Source organism: Aquidulcibacter sp., assembly GCF_049239865.1.
GTDB lineage: Bacteria > Pseudomonadota > Alphaproteobacteria > Caulobacterales > Aquidulcibacteraceae > Aquidulcibacter.
In genome coordinates this window covers 1-16,155 of record NZ_JBMLTR010000205.1, presented here as the reverse complement: position 1 = coordinate 16,155, position 16,155 = coordinate 1, and the positions used below count along the sequence as shown (strand labels likewise).

Sequence of the window (16,155 nt, the reverse complement as noted above, 5' to 3'; positions counted from 1 at the left end):
TACTGCGTGTTTGATGGGTGGGGGATAAGTTTTTATCTATGCGCTCCCCCTCTCCATGTGGGGTCGACCTGTAGGTCGACGGGTCGGGGGTGAGGGCTTATCTGGCGTAAAAGCTACTTGTTCTGTGCAACTAAAAGCTCGCCAACCCGCCTTATAGATCCGCGAGCGTAAGCCCTCACCCCCGTCCCCTCTCCCAAGTGGAGAGGGGAGCGCGCTTTAGCCTTAGGGTGTTGCGGGGCGAATTTGTGCTGCCGATCTGGATCTATTTTGGTGCAACCTATGTTCCACCAAAATAGATCATCGAGCTTGCCCGCGACATCTGGGTCGCAAGAACAATTGAGACAGCGGTTTGGTGGACCGGAACGGGCACCAAAACCACTTCTAGATAGAAAGCCCAACAAATGGATCGCGCAACAACAGTTGCGCTTGTCCGCGCGTATAGATGCGCAACTTTTGTTGCGCGCTCCTCTCCCCCACCCTGTCATCCCCGTCGGAACAAAGTGGAGAGCGGGGACCCCATGGGACGTTGCGGCACAAGATCCCGGATCGGCTTCGCCGTCCGGGATGACAAAGTGCTCAAATGATTGCCTTCCAACTAGCCCTGTGCCCGCCACGCCTTGGCTAAAGCAAAGAAGCCCTCAGGCTCAATGGTTTCGGGCCGCGCGGTCGGATCAATTCCGGCTGCGTTCAAAATCGCTTCGCAATTGCCGAGACCTTTAAGGCTAGCGCGCAGCATTTTCCGCCGCTGGCCGAAGGCATGGGCTGTGACATGCTCCAGCCCCGCTAAATCGTCAAAAGGCTTCTTATGATCTTCCAAGATTACAATCGCGCTTTCGACCTTGGGCGGCGGCACAAAAGCCAAGCGCGGCACATGGAGTGCCAGTCGGGCGTCACATCTGGCGGCAGCCAAGACGGCGAGGCGGCCATAATGAGGGCTACCCGGGCGGGCGCAAATGCGTTCTGCCACTTCGGTTTGAAACATCAAACACATCGGCCCACGCCAAGGTCCTGCCTTTAGCCACTTCACCAATAAGGGCGTGCCGACATTATAGGGCAAGTTTGAAATGATGCGAGCAGGGCCAGATGCGCCGTGGCTGGTCAAGAGTGCTTCTTCGTCGACCGCCAGCGCATCGGCCTCCATCACCACCAAACGATCAAGCTGGTCGGCAAAAAAGCTTTTGAGGTGGGCGACAAAGCGGGGGTCTTTTTCCACCACAATGACTTTCGCGGCAGGACTGGCCAGAAGGGCATGGGTCAGCCCACCCGGACCCGGACCTATCTCCAGCACTGTTTCACCTGCTTGGATGCCCGCCAAGCGCGCAATCTTTCCAGTGAGATTAAGGTCTAACAGAAAGTGTTGGCCCAAGCTTTTTCGGGCAAACAAATCTGATTCTTCCAGCGCTTGGCGCAAGTCGCCGCTCATGACGTCATCCGCCCATGTGCCATAGCGGCCGCCATTTGAATGGCGGCGATCATGGATTCAGCACGCGCAATGCCGCGCCCGGCAATATCAAACCCGGTGCCATGGTCGGGACTCGTCCGGATGATGGGCAGGCCCAAGGTGGCATTGACGCCGCCCCAAAAATCGAGCGCCTTGAGTGGGATCAGGGCTTGATCGTGATACATGCAGATGGCGGCATCAAAGGTCGCGCGCGCTTCGCTATGAAAAAGGCTGTCTGCGGGCAGGGGGCCGCGAACCTGGAGGCCCATCGCCTGAAGCGCGGCAACAGCGGGAGCAATCACGCGGGCCTCTTCATCGCCAAAGGCCCCATCCTCGCCCGCATGCGGGTTCAAAGCGGCAACAACCAAGCGCGGTGCCTTCAGGCCCAAATCGCGCTGCAGCGCCTCGGCGGTCACCAGGGCCGCGTGGACGATAGCTTCTTGTGTCAACCGGCTGGGCACTTCTGACAGCGCGCAATGAATGGTGACAGGCACAACGCGCAAACCCTCTACTGCCAGCATCATGACCGGCCCGCGGGTCTGCTCAAAAGGGGTGGTGGCTAATAAAGCGCCTAAGAATTCGGTATGGCCCGGATGGCTAAAGCCTGCCGCCATCAACACGGACTTCGCTATCGGGGCGGTAACGAGCGCTAATGCTTGGCCGGAAAGAACCAAATCGACCCCGTGCTCAATGGCACCCAAAATCACGCCAGCATGGGCAGGATTGGGCTGGCCAACCACGACGCCCGGCGCTTCAAAACCCTTCAAAACCGGCAGGGCATCGCAAAACACTTGGGGTGCCTCAGAAACCTCGGAGATGGGTTGCGTTGGAACCGAGCTATAGAGGGCAGGGTCGCCCAAAACGCAAAAGGGCGTTGGGCCATGACACAAGGCTTGCCAAGCTTTGGCTGTGACCTCTGGCCCAATACCAGTTGGATCGCCCATCGAAATGACCAGCGGCCGTGTGGGGGCGGATAAGTCTATAGCCACGCGATCAAGGCTGGATGATCGCCGCTTCACGGCGGATATCGCGCAGATAGCGGCGGGCAATCAGGGCCAATTCCTGATCGTACAGGCGGTCTTCCAATTGCTCGAGCGTTGGGATGTCAGATCCTGTATTCTCACGGTCGCACAACACCATGACATGCACGCCTGAATCGGAACGGAATACCGCGCTGGCTTGGCCATTCGAGAGACCCAATGCTTGGGTGCGGAACGGCTCGCCCAAATCTTCGTCTTGCACTTCGCCATAATCAATGACTTCAAGCGAACTGCGTTGCGCGGCGCGGGTTACGCCATCGCAGCCGTTGCGTAGAGCGTCGCGGCTGAGGCGCGCGGCCTGCTCTGCTCGCTTCCACGTGGCTTCGTCCGAACCTGCTGCGACTTTGCGCGTCATTTCTTTGAGCTTCAACTTGGCCTTGGGTGGGCTAGGCTCACGTTTCTCGCGGACAGAGACGATCATGACGCCGCCTGGCACAACAATCGGGTCACTGACGGTGCCTGGGCCCATCTGCTCGACTGCTGCGGCGACCTCGGTCTTCAACTCGCCCAATGTGATCCAGCCCATATCGCCGCCAGTCGAGGCCGATGGCGCGAAGGAGAATTGCTGAGCGACCAATTGGAACGGGGTGCCGGCGCGCAATTGCTGCACCAAGGTCTTTGCGCCTTCGAGCGTTTGGGGTGCGCTTTGGGCGTTTTCGTCTTCTAGAAAGATCTCAGAAATCAGAAATTGTGGCTTGTTTGTATTGGCTAAAATACGATCAAGCGCAGCCTTTACTTGGTCGCGATTGACCCGCACCCGAGATCCAAACCGTCCACTGACGATGCGCTGCCATACCACTTCGGCGCGCGTCTTGTCGCGATAGCTCTGAGCCGAGACACCAATATCGGCCAGATCGCGGAAGAAGGTCTCCAGCGTTGCGCCATTTTGACGGGCTTGGTTGGTCAAAATGCGGTCTATTTCCCGGTCGGACGCATCCACCTTGAACTTAGACGCCTCCTGCAATTGAAGCCGCTCGTCGATCAGTCCGTTCAAAGCAGCAGATGTCGCGCGCTGCACGAGTTCGGGCGTGACTTGCTGTGCCCCAGACGTCGCAATCAGAAACTGAACCCGTTGACGGACATCCAGCCGCGTAATTGGCTGATCATTAACAATGGCAGCAACGCCTTCGCTCAAAGGACGCTGCTGCGCCAAGCTGGGCTGAGGTTTTAGCCAGACCGCGCAAGAGAGCGCCAGCATCGCACCCAGTGCAACCCTGCCTGCACATGCGCTGATTGTCCCCTTGCTCATCCATTCACTCCGTGCGCCTGCGCGCGATTGTTTAGGTCTTACCATAGTCTTCTAGCCGAAAATCCGTTCATGACCAACGGACTCATCAGGCGCAAGTCAATGCACAGCAAATTTGTCGATCTTTAGGCAGACACGCCTCAATCAAACGGGGCGTCGGACAGCTCGCCCAAAGTGCGGAATGCGATTTGGAAGCGGATCGACTGCGATGGTTCGATGAAGCGGTTTCGTGTGCCGATTTCTTCATAGAAAATCCGGAAGTCGGTGCATTCATCGCCATAAATCAAGCCGTAAGCAGAGCGCAGATTGGTGTCGGTGTTGAAGTCGCGATAGAGCGCGCCAAACAGTTTGAAATTTTTATTGAGTGTTAGGATGACGTTGCCCTGCAATTCCTTATTGGCGCGGCTTGGACCCGCCGTCTTGGAATCGAATTCATGATAACGAAGGCTTGTTTCTGTGCGCCACAGCTTCAGCCGTGCAATGGCTTCGGTGTGTACCAGTTTCCCAGTATCAGCATCGATACGCAGACGACCGCTTATGCTGCCATAATCGCCGTGACGCACTTCAAAATCGCCAACCCAGTCAGATTCTTTTCTGTCGAGGTTGGAGGCACGACTAAAGGCACTCGCATCGTCGGTCCGAATACGGCGGCCCAGAAACGCGTTTGCGCGCAGCGGCAGCGGATTAGAGGTCGTGGTCGGCAGGACGTCGATCCCTGCACGAACGCCGAGACTGACGCGGCTGCCGGGTTCCCACAGGTCCATGCCCGCAGCGCCCACAGGGCGGAAGAGGCTGGTGGCATCCATTTCAAAGCCCAAGGCGTCTTCGACACGGACGCGGCTTTGCTGATCATCTTTGCTGGCGACCGTCAGCGACATCCGCGGTTCTAACGTCAAGTTAAAGCGGTTGCCTGGACGGATCAGGGGCCAACGTAAATCAACCGACGCCAAGCCTAGACCCCGGCCAAACGAATCCGCCTTGAGGGGTGTGGTCAAGACAGCCCCGGTGTTGGAGCCCTCGCTGTAGTCAAAATAATCACCACGCACCATGGCCATAGGCTCAAGGACTAAGCCTCCCGGGAGAAGTTGCGTGCCCCGCCAGGTCGCGCCGATATTGCCGCGGATGGAGTCGAGACGTCCTTCGGTCCGCATCAGCGAAACGGCGGAGCCCGAGACATCCAGCCGGCCATTCATCGGACCAATCAGCCAGCGATAGGTGCCGTCTACCAGCGGGGCGACGCGCGGGAGATTCTTTCGCCGTTCACCGGGCACAAGGTCTTGAAACACCGCGCTCAATGACCGCACGTAGAAACGATCTGATTGGCCCTGCACATAGAGTTGGGACATAAGCCGCGACGTCTGTGGCCGGACTAAGCCAGCCTGCAGGTTTTCCTGGCCGATGCGATAGCGAAAAAGATAAAGGTCATCACTGGCGCTTTCGGCTGTGAAGCCCCAGTTCCACGTGTCGTTGATTTTGAACTCGCCATTGCCGAAAATATGGCCGCGCCAGTCGGATTCACCAAATTTTTCACCGCGCTTGCCAAAGAACTTTTCCTTGGTGACCGACCCATTGAGGAAGAGCCCACCGGAATAGAATTTCCGGCGGTAATCCAGTTGCAGAACCGGATTGATATATTGGCTGATAATCGGCGTGATGGTGATGTCTGACGACGCATCAATCACTTGCAAATAGGGCTGTTCAATGAAGTAGCCGTTACGTGAAGATTCACCGGGTTTAGGTTGCAGCAAGCCTGAACGCCGCCCGGCAGAGGGGTCACCATGGGCAAAATAAGGGACGTAAAGAACCGGAACGCCCTTCACCTCGAACACGACGTCATTATAGACAATCGACTCGGCCCGCTCGTTCTGCATGGCCCGACGTGCGCGAATGATCCAAGAAGGTTTGGTCTTGCCATCCTTACAGATCGGGCAGGCGGTAAAGACCGCTTGCGACATGAGTTTGCGGTCACCTTCGCGGGTCACGACCGCATTGGCGGCTAAGGTTGAACCGTCGGCAAATCGCGAGGCAAAATTGCCCGCAACGCCACTCGATAACTCGTCGTCCAAGGTCAGTTCGTCGGCAAACGTGGTCGAGCCATCGGCATTAACGACCGTGACATGGCCGAAGGCTTTCACGATGCCTGTATTCTGATTGTAGTTGATCTGATCGGCCCGAACCGTCCGGCCGTTGTTGCGCGCGGTGACATTGCCTTTGGCGATCAAGACACCGGCTTCATCACCTTGTTCAATCGCGTCGGCTTCCAGCAATACAGGGTCTTCTGCTTTGGCTCGCGCGGGCGCGCTAATCGGACTGATCGTCTTGGTTGTCGCTTTAGCAGCTGGAGCCTCTTGAAGATTCCAGTCAGGTTTTTCGCGCGCAACAGCGAGCGCAGGAACCATAAGGGCTCCAAGCGAAACGGCCAGTAACTGACGTTGCAGTGCGCGGGACATAAGCGATCCTTAATGAGTCGCCAGAGCGGAAATACTCGTTTGGGTGTAATGAGCGACTCACCCCGCGTCTAGCGGTTAAGCTCACCCATCTTCGCGATAAGAGACTGTTGCAAGGGCAATAAAGAGCGCTGCAAGCGGCGGGCACCAAGCTGCGATCCAGCTCGGCGCATAGCCCGCTGTGGCCAGAGCACCGGAAATATCATTGACGAAATAAACGAGCAGACCGGCTGCAATGGCCGCTGCAGCCATAATGGCACGTTGGCCGAACCGGTCACCGCTCAAGGACAACACCGCTGCAATCATCGCCATCGATAAAAGTGCGATCGGTAGCGCTAGTTTCCGATGGAACTGCAGCCAATAGCGTTGGGGTGAGCCACCCGCAGCTTCAGCATCGCGTGCGGCGCGCGGCAGATCCCAGATCGACATCGCACGTGCCGTTGCATCCTTATTTTTCTGGCTGTCGTCCAAGCGATCCTTGAGAATCGGGAAACTCAGAGTCTCAAATGGGGTGGCTTGGGTGCCAATCGAGGACTTGACCCCATTGAAGAGGGTCCAGGATTGGTCGGTTCGCCGCGCGGTCTTTGCGTCATAGCGTGCGACAAAGCGTGAATCGGTCTTACTGAAGGCTAAGAGTGTCACATTGCTGTATTGTCCAGCAGAACCAGCCTCTGCAGAGACGGTGATCTGGAGGTCGGGTCCTCGATCCTTGATCCACATCATGGTGCGTCCACCTTCGCCGGTTTTTGTGGTAGCGACAGCGCTCAACGCCTGCAATTGGGTCTCATAGGCGAGGTTTAGACGCGCTGCAGAGGGGCCCAAGATAAAGATCGCAAATAGCCCGACCAAAGCTGCCAAGACTGCGACAGGGCTTAAAAAGCGCCATGTCGAAACGCCAGAGGCGCGCATGGCAACAATCTCTGAGCTCCGCGCCAAGCGCATAAAGGTGACGATGGAGCCAACCAGCACAGCAAACGGCAAAGCAAGTTCCAAAATCCCCGGCGTACGCATTAGGGTAAAGCGCAGGGCGGTGAACGTGTTGGCATTGGCCACCCCAGAGACATTCCGCAATTGCTCAACGATATCGACCAGAATGATTGAGAGGCACACCCCGCCAGCCGCTACCAAAATCCCAAATAGCGTCAGTTTAAAAATGTAGAGATCGAGCCGACTAATGTGCATAGCCGCCTCGCAGGTTGGACTTGGACTTGGACTTTGGCTCAATCCTCTCGGATAGACTCACAAAGCCAGGCAACCGCATCCGCATGGAGCGTGTGGCAAAGAAGAGTACGGCCAGAGGAATCAGATACAGCACAAGCCCAAGGCCAGGCTGATCGGCAACAGTAGGAATGAGGCCAGTAAAGCTCAACAGCATGAAGATCAGGCCGCCAAAGGCCCAACCAATCCGGGCCGCATAGCCCTGGCGCGAGAATGAGCCACCCAAAACTGCCAACATCGCCAAGGCGACAGAAGACAGGCAGATTATCGGCGCAGCTAAGCGTCGATGCGCCTCGGCCAATAAATCACCGACATGGTCACGGTCCCAATAATCGGTAAGGTCCGGCTTTAGCAATTGCGGAAGGAAGCGGTCTGAAGGTTTGTAGAAAAGTTCGAGGTTTTTGTCGGCAAAGCCGCGCAACTCCACGACATAATTGGAAAAACCAATCATGTCGATTTGACCGTTTTCCAGTTTGCGCTGGACCGATCCATCTTGAAGGACAATTACTGGACCAGTTTCAAGTTTCGCAATCGTCCCGCGCTGTGCGGCATAGATAACCGGGCTCGAAGCCGACTTGGTGTCAGAAATGATGAGGCCGTTCAGGGTCCCGTCGCGGTCAATACGGCGCGCAAAAACCATGAGCCCATCGACGGTCGAGCGGAACTCGCCCTCGCGGACCATGGAGCTGGCGAAATCTGCCCGGATTTCAAACAGGCGCTCGCGCATTTCTCTTAGCGCCAAGGGTTGGACAAACAAATTGACGGCGAGCGCCGCGACCGCGCCCATGGCTGCCAAACGAAAGGCAGGCTCCGCCACGCGCCACAAAGTCCAGCCTGCGCCATAGGCCACGATAATCTCATTATCCTGATGCAAGCGGCCATAGGTCCAACTGACGGCGGCAAACAGGCCAACCGGCATGACAATCGCCATGATCTGGGGTGTCGCCAACAAAGAAATGCCTAAGAAGGTTGCCGCACTTTGGCCACGCTCAAAGAGCAAATCGAGTTGGGAAAGACTTTGGGTCAATAAGGCAATCAGTGTCAGCCCGACCATAATCAGGAGAAACACGGGGACCAATTGGCCAAAATAATAGCGTTGGAGCTTGTTCATGGTTCCGTTAGCTGCGCTGGGGAGGCAACGATTGACAGCTTGCCAGTTGCACCTAACACCGCGCCGCGCAATTTAGAAGTCACCATCTTACCATCCAGCTCGGCTGGATCCGTTTTTTGTCGGCGCGCCGCGGTGGGCTGACCCAGCATTTGGGAGCGTGAAAGCTATGAAAGTTGAATTTACTGCAGCGACACAAGCCAAAGCGATGATTGCTTTCGTTGGTCAGACCGACGGGCAGGCCGCTTTTTCCCCGCCAGCGCAAAAGCTCGATCGCGCCTGTAAATCAAGGCTCTCTAAGGCCGTTGCGGCGGCCAAATTCAACGGTGCCGCTGGCAAAGTGTTGACCGTCCATGCCCCCAGCGATGCCCTTGATGTCGTGGTTCTGGTGGGCGTCGGCGATCTCGCCAAAGTAGATGGCGCGGTGCTGGAACGTGCGGCTGCCGCTGGTGCAAAGACCCTCCTGACTTCCGGTGTTGAAACCGCCGGTGTGGCGCTGGCAGGCTGGAAGAAGGTCGCGACTGGTACCCATGCCGCACGAATCGGCTTTGGAGCCGCTTTGGCCGCTTATCGGTTCGACACCTATCGCACCCAATTGAAGGCCGAACAAAAGCCAAGCTTGAAGACGCTCGAAATCGATGTGGCCGACGGGGCCGATGTTTGGGCAGCGCATCAAGCCGTGGTCGATGGCGTCAGCTTTGCGCGTGACCTCGTCAACGAGCCCGCCAATGTGTTGCACCCAGAGGAATTCGCAAAGCGCTTGAAGGAACTCAAGAGCTTGGGCGTTGAGGTGGAAGTTCTGGGCGAAGCGCAAATGGCGGCTTTGGGCATGCATTCGCTTCTGGGCGTGGGCCTTGGTTCGGCACGCGAAAGCCAATTGGTCGTGATGAAGTGGCAGGGTGGTGGCGACGAAGCGCCTTTGGCCTTGGTCGGCAAAGGTGTCTGCTTTGATACCGGCGGCATTTCGATCAAACCATCTGGCGGCATGGAAGACATGAAGGGCGATATGGGTGGTGCGGCCGCCGTTGCCGGGGCCATGCGCGCCCTTGCGGGCCGGAAAGCCAAGGCCAATGTCGTCGGCCTCGTCGGCCTGGTAGAGAATATGCCAGACGGTTTGGCCCAGCGCCCGGGCGACATCGTCACCTCCATGAGTGGTCAAACCATCGAAGTGTTGAACACGGACGCTGAAGGCCGCTTGGTCCTTTGCGATGTCATGACTTATGCGCAGGAAAAGCATGCACCCAAGGCCATGATCGATCTGGCAACTTTGACTGGGGCAATCATCATCTCACTCGGCCATGAGTTTGCCGGTCTGTTCTCAAACTCCGACGATCTGTCGGCCAAAATCACCAAGGCCGGAACCGTGGCAGAGGAGCCTGTATGGCGCTTCCCGCTAACCCCGGCCTATAACAAGTTGATGGATAGCCCCATTGCCGACATGAAGAACGTTCAGCGTTCAGGCGGCGGGGCTGGTGCAGGCTCGATTACCGCGGCGCAATTCCTCCAACGCTTTGTGAAAGAGGGCGTCGAATGGGCGCATATCGATATCGCAGGGACTGCTTGGAAGCCCGGCAATGATGATCCGCGTGAACCGTCGTGGGGCACAGGCTATGGCGTACGTTTGCTCAACCGCTTGGTTGCGGATTCGTTTGAAGGCTAAGCCACATGAACCAAGCGGCAGGCGAAATCTGGTTCTATCATCTGGAATCGGCCAGCGTCGAAGAGACTTTGCCGCCGCTCATTGAGAAGTGCTTGGATCGGGGGTGGCGTGCACATGTGCTGTCACCCTCGACTGAGCGCTTACAGGCACTTGATGGCCATTTGTGGACGTGGAAGCCCAATTCTTGGCTGCCACATCACAGTCCCGGCTCGCAAGAGGGGCATGTGGCACCCATTCAACTCGGCGATTCCCAGGGTGAAGCACGGGCCGCAGAAGCCGTATTTCTGCTCGATGGAGCAAATTGGGGGCCGTTAGACGGCGTCTCACGTGTCTTTGTGTTGTTTGATGGCCGTGACCCCGACAATGTTACCCATGCGCGCCAGCAATGGCGGGTGGCCAAAGAGGCAGGCCTTTTGCCAACCTACTGGCGCCAAGGAGAGGATGGACGATGGGCAAAGAATGGCTGATGATCCTCATGTTGGCCTTTGCCAACGATCCGGTTGCGAAGACCGAACCGCCCAAGGATGCGCCACCGCCCGTTGCCGGCAGTGAGGCGAAGGCAATGCCCGCGACTTCCCCGTCAAACACCCATGCTTCGGTGCCAAAGGTAGCTGCGCCAGCGGCTCAGCCCAAATGTGATACCGGGCCTTATCGCTCCTTGGTGGGTCGCACCATCAGCGATGTTTTAACGATGCGCTTGCCACCGGGCACCCGCATTTACCGCTTGGGTGACCCAGTGAATGAACCCATTCCGCCTGGTCGTTTGAATATCGAAATCAACCGCGGCACAAGAGTTGGCAGAATCTATTGCTCTTAAAGCTTTCAACTCGCCGCTGGTGCTGCTAGACGCCCGCCATCCGACATCAAGATTGCGCGCTCACCCGAGGGCGCGCTTGCTAAACTCTTAAGGAGGCCAGTGTGGCACTCGAACGTACCTTCTCGATTTTGAAACCAGATGCGACCCGCCGGAACCTGACCGGTGCCGTCAATGCGATGATTGAGGCTGCTGGCCTGCGCATCGTGGCACAAAAGCGCATCCACATGACCCGCGCCCAAGCCGAGACCTTCTATGGCGTCCACAGCGAGCGTCCATTCTTTGGCGAATTGGTGGACTTCATGACGTCTGCGCCAGTCGTGGTGCAAGTTCTCGAAGGCGAAAACGCCATTGCCGCTTATCGCGACGTGATGGGCGCAACCAACCCAGCCAACGCCGCTGAAGGCACCATCCGCAAAGCGCACGCTGTGTCGGTTGGCGAAAACACCGTCCACGGTTCGGACGCTGCTGAAACGGCTGCTCAAGAAATTGCGCAATTCTTCGCAGGCAATGAAATCGTCGGCTAAGCCGAGGATTGATCCGCTTAGATTTTGAAAGTGGCGGTCGCGCGTGCGGCCGCCATTTTTGTTTGTCGGCGCTAGCCTAAAAGCGCGAGGCCACCTGGCTTGCCGTCCAGCATTGTGCGACCTTCGACCAGTTTGGCGCGACCTGAAGCAACTGCCTGGACGCAAGCTGGATAAAGTCGATGCTCTTGTACCAGAACACGGGCGGCCAAATCATCAGGCGTATCGCCGGGCACAATTGGCACGGCCGCTTGGCCAATAATCGCGCCTTCATCGACACCTGCCGTCACCCAATGGACAGAGCAGCCGTGAATGGTAAGACCGGCCTCTAACGCGCGGGCATGGGTGTGTAGGCCCGGAAAATTGGGTAGCAGCGAGGGGTGGATATTGATCATCCGCCCTTCATAGCGCGACACAAAATCCGCCCCCATAATCCGCATAAAGCCCGCATAGACAATTAAGTCTGGGCTAATCTCATCAATCATCTGCGCCAAGGCTGCATCGAACAGGCTGCGGTCTTTAAAACCCTTATGGTCGAGGCAGCGGGCAGCAATGCCAGCTTGTTCCGCGCGGGTCAGGCCATAGGCGTCTGGCCGATTGGAAATCACATGCACGATCTCATAGGCACAATCATCAGAGTGGCTAGCATCGATCAGGGTCTGCAGATTACTGCCGCCACCTGAAATCAGCACCAAGACGCGCGCCTTGCTCATGCGGCGCGGACTTCGCCAAGCACGATGGGGTCTTGCCCAAGCTCTAGCCACAGGTCGAGAAGCGCAGGAACATTTTCAGGCGCGACGCTGGCGACTAAGCCGATCCCGCAATTAAAGGTGCGCGCCATTTCGCCAGCAGCAATGCCGCCGGTTTCCTGCAGCCATTGGAAGACGGGCGGCAGGGTCCAAGCTTGCTCGTCCAAGGCGGGGACAAGATGCTTAGGCAGCATGCGGGGTATATTGTCGGTCAATCCGCCGCCAGTGATATGGGCTAGGCCCTTCACGAGATCGGCGCGGATCGCAGGCAAAGCGGCTGCGGGATAAAGCGTGGTTGGGGTCAACAAGGCCTGCCCCAAGGTTTGGCCCTCGCTAAAGGGGCTGGCTGCTTCCCATGACAGGCCACTGACGGCCACCACTTTGCGGATCAAACTATAGCCATTGGAGTGGGGCCCAGACGAGGGCAATGCGACCAATACGTCGCCTGGTCGCATGGTCTCAAGCTTTGGCAAAACCTTGTCGCGCTCCACGGCGCCGACCGTAAAGCCCGCGAGATCATATTTGCCCTCACTATACATGCCGGGCATTTCAGCGGTTTCCCCGCCGATCAGCGCGCAGCCGGCTTCTTTACAGGCGCGTGCAATCCCGCTGATCACGGCGGTGGCGACGTCTAAGTCTAGTTTCCCGCAGGCGAAATAATCGAGGAAGAAGAGCGGCTCTGCGCCTTGGGCCAAAACGTCATTGACGCACATGGCGACCAAGTCTTGGCCAATGCCATCATGAATGCCAGCCGCCAGAGCGATTTCAAGCTTGGTGCCAACACCATCTGTGCCGGAGACGAGAATGGGGTCTGTCATCCCCAGCGCTTTGAGATCAAACAGACCACCAAAACCGCCAAGGGCTGCATCGGCACCACGACGCGCCGTCGCCTTCGCCAAGGGCGCAATCCGCTTCACCAAAGCATCGCCAGCATCAATATCCACGCCTGCGTCCTTATAGGTCAGGCCATTGGCAGGCAGTGTGCCATGAGAGGCATCAGAACGGGGCGGCGTGGGCGAGTCAGAGGTCATGCAAGCCCTATGATCGGCTACAGCGCAGACCGCAAGAGTGTGTTTCACGTTGGCCTGCATTCGCGCTATAGAGAAGTCATGACCCAGACACGCTTTATTGGCTTTATGCCCCGATGGATTGGTCCCTGTCTTGGACTGGGCCTAATCGTCTTCGCCCCTGCCGCATTTGCCCAATCGGCAAATAGTCCTGCTGCACCTGCTGCCGCCGTCGCGCAGTCAAGCCTCAATGCCTCGGCCGTTTATTCCGGCATTGAGGAATGGGGGAAGTTGCGTGGCGCGTTGAGTCGGCTGCAGGGCGTCTCGGTTTCGATCAGCGCCATCTCGATTGACGGTGCGCTGATCCTATTCCGCTATGATGGCACGCCTGCAGACCTTCAAGCTATTCTGGCGCGCGCGGGGCTAGAGTTGACGCTCAACGCGGCTGGTGCGGTCGTTAAAGTCGCGACCCCGTAAAGGGTGTTGATGTGCCCCCTCAAACCATGAGCCAAGCCCATCTGGATTTTGGAACGCCCAATTATGCCGCTGAGGCCTTTGTGGTTTCAGAGGAAACCGCGTCTGCGCGTGCGGCCCTAGATCAATGGCGCACGTGGCCAGGCGGGGTGTTTTGTTTGTTTGGCGAAGCAGGGTCTGGCAAGTCGCATTTGGGCGCGATTTGGGCCGAGCAGGCCTCTGCAACCGCCCTCAAGGGCTCTGAACTCACCTTGCAATTCGCCGAAGCCCCCGCCGCTTCGGGTCAGCTGATTGCTTTGATTGATGATGCCGATCAGGCCGATGAAACAGCTTTATTCGCACTGTTATCGCGATTGGAACGCGAAGGCGGGGCGGTGCTTTTATTGGCCCAAAGGCCCCCGGCGCTGTGGGACTATGGCTTGGCAGACCTGCGATCAAGGCTGAAGGCCATTGCAACCGAATCGCTCAAAGAGCCCGAGCAGAAATTATTGGCGCAGCTGATTGTGCGTTATGCTGCGGCCAAAGGCTTTAAGCTTGATGAACCTTCGGCCACTTATTTGGCCGCTCGCATCCCGCGCACCTTTGAAGCTGCAAAAGCTGTTACAGCCTGTCTCGAAACAGTCGCGACTTATTCACTAAAAACCCCTATGGCATTAGCGCAACGTGCGCTGCGCGCGCTCTATCCAAATGATTGGACTGATGAGGAAGCGCAAAGCGGTGACTTATTTGAGGCTTAGGCAAGGATTTCGATGACCCAACCCACAGATTCCGATCCGGCATTGGGTTCAGAACCCTCGGTCCAAGGTCTGCCGATCACGACGGATCAATTGGTGACCCGCAAAGCACCTGTACGTAAGCCGATCAAGCCAAAGACCCCAATCGTTCGCGGTCCGGATCCGCAGCGTTATCTCAATCGCGAGCTGTCGTGGTTGGCCTTTAATGCGCGCGTCTTGGATGAGTCTGAGAACCACACCCATCCGATCATGGAGCGGCTGCGCTTTTTGTCGATCTGTGGCAGCAATCTCGATGAATTCTATATGGTGCGCGTCTCCGGTCTGCGCGAGCAAGTGCGTGACGGGATTAAGACGCCCAGCCAAGACGGCCTGACGCCTACTCAGCAATTGGCGCGCATTGATAAAGTCGCCAGCGCCTTGATGGAGCGTCAGCAGACCTGTTGGCAAGCGATCCATGCCGAATTGCGCGAAGTCGGCTTTGCCGTCGTTTCGGCTGAAGAGGCGGGAGAGATTGACCGCGAAACCCTGCGCGATGACTTCTTGACGCAACTCTTCCCGGTCTTGACGCCCTTGGCGATTGATCCGGCCCATCCATTCCCCTTCATCCCAAACTTAGGATTCACGGTCGCGTTTCGCTTGCGGCGAGAGCATGATGCGCGCGTGATGACGGCATTGGTACCCGTACCGATGCAGGCGGCCCGCTTTATGCCACTGCCTGTATTGGACGGCGTTCGGCGCTTTGTGGCGGTGGAAACGGCTATCCGCTTGTTCGCCGATACGTTGTTCCCTGGCTATGAAGTCATTGGGTCGGGCGCTTTCCGGGTAATCCGCGACAGTGACGTCGAGCTACAAGAAGAAGCCGAAGACCTTGTTCGCCAAGCAGAAGCCGCGCTGCGCGAACGGCGGAAAGGCGATGTGGTTCGTCTCAAAATCGAAGCCAGCATGCCGGTGGACCTGCAGGCCTTCATTATTGAGCAATTGCGCGCCGCCCCCAATGAAGTGGTGCGCGTCAACGGGATTTTGGGCATCGCGCAACTTAGCCAAATCATCCCCGATGACCGGGCGGAGTTGAAGTTCAAGCCCTATGTCGCGCGCTTCCCTGAGCGGATTCGCGATTTTGGTGGCGATTGCTTTGCCGCTATTCGGGCCAAGGACATCCTTGTCCATCATCCGTTTGAGAGCTTTGACGTGGTGGTGCAATTCCTGCGTCAAGCGGCGAGCGACCCCAATGTGTTGGCGATCAAGCAGACGCTCTATCGCACCTCGACCGACTCTCCCATTGTCGCGGCTTTGATCGCGGCGGCAGAGCAAGGCAAGTCCGTCACGGCACTGGTCGAAATCAAAGCCCGCTTTGACGAGGAGGCCAATCTGAAATGGGCGCGCGATTTGGAACGCGCTGGCGTCCACGTCGTTTATGGCTTTGTGCATTTAAAGACCCACGCCAAAGTTAGCCTCGTGGTGCGTCGTGAAGGAACGGCGCTGCGCACCTATGCGCACTTTGGGACTGGCAATTATCATCCGGTCACCGCGCGGGTTTATACCGACTTGTCGCTCTTTACCGCAGACCCAGCCTTTGGCCGCGACGCAGGGCGCTTGTTCAATTTTGTGACCGGCTATGCCACGCCGGCGCAGATGGAAAAGCTGTCGGTCTCGCCCGTCAATATGAAGACCGTTCTCTTAGGCCTCATTGATA

Annotated in this window: 15 protein-coding genes; 7 read left to right on the top strand and 8 right to left on the bottom strand. The window is 57.4% G+C overall.

Annotated features, from left to right (window positions below; genetic code table 11):
• Positions 1–595: 595 nt before the first annotated feature.
• The 6 genes from rsmA to ACOVRA_RS14265 form a co-directional block, all read right to left on the bottom strand.
• Complete coding sequence (rsmA, locus tag ACOVRA_RS14290) at positions 596–1,423, bottom strand: 16S rRNA (adenine(1518)-N(6)/adenine(1519)-N(6))-dimethyltransferase RsmA (protein WP_421720881.1); 828 nt, start codon at positions 1,421–1,423, stop codon at positions 596–598.
• Entirely contained in the window at positions 1,420–2,424 is a 1,005-nt protein-coding gene (gene pdxA / locus ACOVRA_RS14285; protein WP_421720882.1) for a 4-hydroxythreonine-4-phosphate dehydrogenase PdxA, read from the bottom strand. Before pdxA ends, rsmA begins: the two co-directional genes overlap by 4 nt.
• A gap of 10 nt (positions 2,425–2,434) precedes the next feature.
• Positions 2,435–3,730: a peptidylprolyl isomerase gene (locus ACOVRA_RS14280; protein WP_421720880.1), complete on the bottom strand. Its 1,296-nt coding sequence runs from the start codon at positions 3,728–3,730 to the stop codon at positions 2,435–2,437.
• A 137-nt stretch (positions 3,731–3,867) separates the two neighbouring features.
• Positions 3,868–6,177 carry an LPS-assembly protein LptD gene (locus tag ACOVRA_RS14275; protein WP_421720879.1) on the bottom strand — a complete coding sequence of 770 codons (2,310 nt, stop codon included), beginning with the start codon at positions 6,175–6,177 and terminating at the stop codon, positions 3,868–3,870.
• Between the two features lie 81 nt (positions 6,178–6,258).
• On the bottom strand, positions 6,259–7,356 hold the full coding sequence (locus ACOVRA_RS14270; protein WP_421720878.1) for an LptF/LptG family permease: 1,098 nt from the start codon (positions 7,354–7,356) through the stop codon (positions 6,259–6,261).
• The gene (locus tag ACOVRA_RS14265) at positions 7,346–8,503 is read right to left on the bottom strand and encodes an LptF/LptG family permease (RefSeq protein WP_421720877.1); all 1,158 of its coding nucleotides are present in this window, start codon (positions 8,501–8,503) and stop codon (positions 7,346–7,348) included. The genes ACOVRA_RS14270 and ACOVRA_RS14265 overlap by 11 nt, the downstream gene beginning before the upstream one ends.
• Positions 8,504–8,669: 166 nt before the next feature.
• Between ACOVRA_RS14265 and ACOVRA_RS14260 the strand changes: the two genes are divergently transcribed.
• From ACOVRA_RS14260 to ndk, 4 genes are all read left to right on the top strand, one after another.
• Positions 8,670–10,160: a leucyl aminopeptidase gene (locus ACOVRA_RS14260; RefSeq protein WP_421720876.1), complete on the top strand. Its 1,491-nt coding sequence runs from the start codon at positions 8,670–8,672 to the stop codon at positions 10,158–10,160.
• 5 nt (positions 10,161–10,165) lie between these two features.
• On the top strand, positions 10,166–10,627 hold the full coding sequence (locus ACOVRA_RS14255) for a DNA polymerase III subunit chi (RefSeq protein WP_421720875.1): 462 nt from the start codon (positions 10,166–10,168) through the stop codon (positions 10,625–10,627).
• Complete coding sequence (locus tag ACOVRA_RS14250; protein WP_421720874.1) at positions 10,609–10,977, top strand: hypothetical protein; 369 nt, start codon at positions 10,609–10,611, stop codon at positions 10,975–10,977. Before ACOVRA_RS14255 ends, ACOVRA_RS14250 begins: the two co-directional genes overlap by 19 nt.
• 101 nt (positions 10,978–11,078) lie before the next feature.
• On the top strand, positions 11,079–11,501 hold the full coding sequence (gene ndk, locus ACOVRA_RS14245; protein ID WP_290805210.1) for a nucleoside-diphosphate kinase: 423 nt from the start codon (positions 11,079–11,081) through the stop codon (positions 11,499–11,501).
• A gap of 71 nt (positions 11,502–11,572) precedes the next feature.
• Here ndk and purN read toward each other — a convergent pair whose 3' ends face one another.
• Entirely contained in the window at positions 11,573–12,211 is a 639-nt protein-coding gene (purN, locus tag ACOVRA_RS14240) for a phosphoribosylglycinamide formyltransferase (RefSeq protein WP_421720873.1), read from the bottom strand.
• Positions 12,208–13,278, bottom strand: coding sequence for a phosphoribosylformylglycinamidine cyclo-ligase (gene purM, locus ACOVRA_RS14235; protein WP_421720872.1), 1,071 nt, complete (start codon positions 13,276–13,278; stop codon positions 12,208–12,210). Before purM ends, purN begins: the two co-directional genes overlap by 4 nt.
• Positions 13,279–13,356: 78 nt before the next feature.
• Between purM and ACOVRA_RS14230 the strand changes: the two genes are divergently transcribed.
• The 3 genes from ACOVRA_RS14230 to ppk1 form a co-directional block, all read left to right on the top strand.
• The gene (locus tag ACOVRA_RS14230) at positions 13,357–13,731 is read left to right on the top strand and encodes a hypothetical protein (protein ID WP_421720871.1); all 375 of its coding nucleotides are present in this window, start codon (positions 13,357–13,359) and stop codon (positions 13,729–13,731) included.
• An 11-nt stretch (positions 13,732–13,742) separates the two neighbouring features.
• Positions 13,743–14,465: a hypothetical protein gene (locus ACOVRA_RS14225; RefSeq protein WP_421720870.1), complete on the top strand. Its 723-nt coding sequence runs from the start codon at positions 13,743–13,745 to the stop codon at positions 14,463–14,465.
• A 12-nt stretch (positions 14,466–14,477) separates the two neighbouring features.
• Positions 14,478–16,155: polyphosphate kinase 1 (gene ppk1, locus ACOVRA_RS14220; protein ID WP_421720869.1), on the top strand; the 1,678-nt coding region annotated here is incomplete at its 3' end.

Excerpts from the sequence above, each read along its gene's own strand:
- ACOVRA_RS14255 (WP_421720875.1), top strand. The coding sequence starts at position 10,166 with ATGAACCAAGCGGCAGGCGAAATCTGGTTCTATCATCTGGAATCGGCC.
- purM (WP_421720872.1), bottom strand. The coding sequence starts at position 13,278 with ATGACCTCTGACTCGCCCACGCCGCCCCGTTCTGATGCCTCTCATGGC.
- purN (WP_421720873.1), bottom strand. The coding sequence starts at position 12,211 with ATGAGCAAGGCGCGCGTCTTGGTGCTGATTTCAGGTGGCGGCAGTAAT.
- ACOVRA_RS14275 (WP_421720879.1), bottom strand. The coding sequence starts at position 6,177 with ATGTCCCGCGCACTGCAACGTCAGTTACTGGCCGTTTCGCTTGGAGCC.
- ACOVRA_RS14270 (WP_421720878.1), bottom strand. The coding sequence starts at position 7,356 with ATGCACATTAGTCGGCTCGATCTCTACATTTTTAAACTGACGCTATTT.
- rsmA (WP_421720881.1), bottom strand. The coding sequence starts at position 1,423 with ATGAGCGGCGACTTGCGCCAAGCGCTGGAAGAATCAGATTTGTTTGCC.
- ACOVRA_RS14230 (WP_421720871.1), top strand. The coding sequence starts at position 13,357 with ATGACCCAGACACGCTTTATTGGCTTTATGCCCCGATGGATTGGTCCC.
- ACOVRA_RS14280 (WP_421720880.1), bottom strand. The coding sequence starts at position 3,730 with ATGAGCAAGGGGACAATCAGCGCATGTGCAGGCAGGGTTGCACTGGGT.
- ACOVRA_RS14250 (WP_421720874.1), top strand. The coding sequence starts at position 10,609 with ATGGGCAAAGAATGGCTGATGATCCTCATGTTGGCCTTTGCCAACGAT.
- ACOVRA_RS14265 (WP_421720877.1), bottom strand. The coding sequence starts at position 8,503 with ATGAACAAGCTCCAACGCTATTATTTTGGCCAATTGGTCCCCGTGTTT.
- ACOVRA_RS14260 (WP_421720876.1), top strand. The coding sequence starts at position 8,670 with ATGAAAGTTGAATTTACTGCAGCGACACAAGCCAAAGCGATGATTGCT.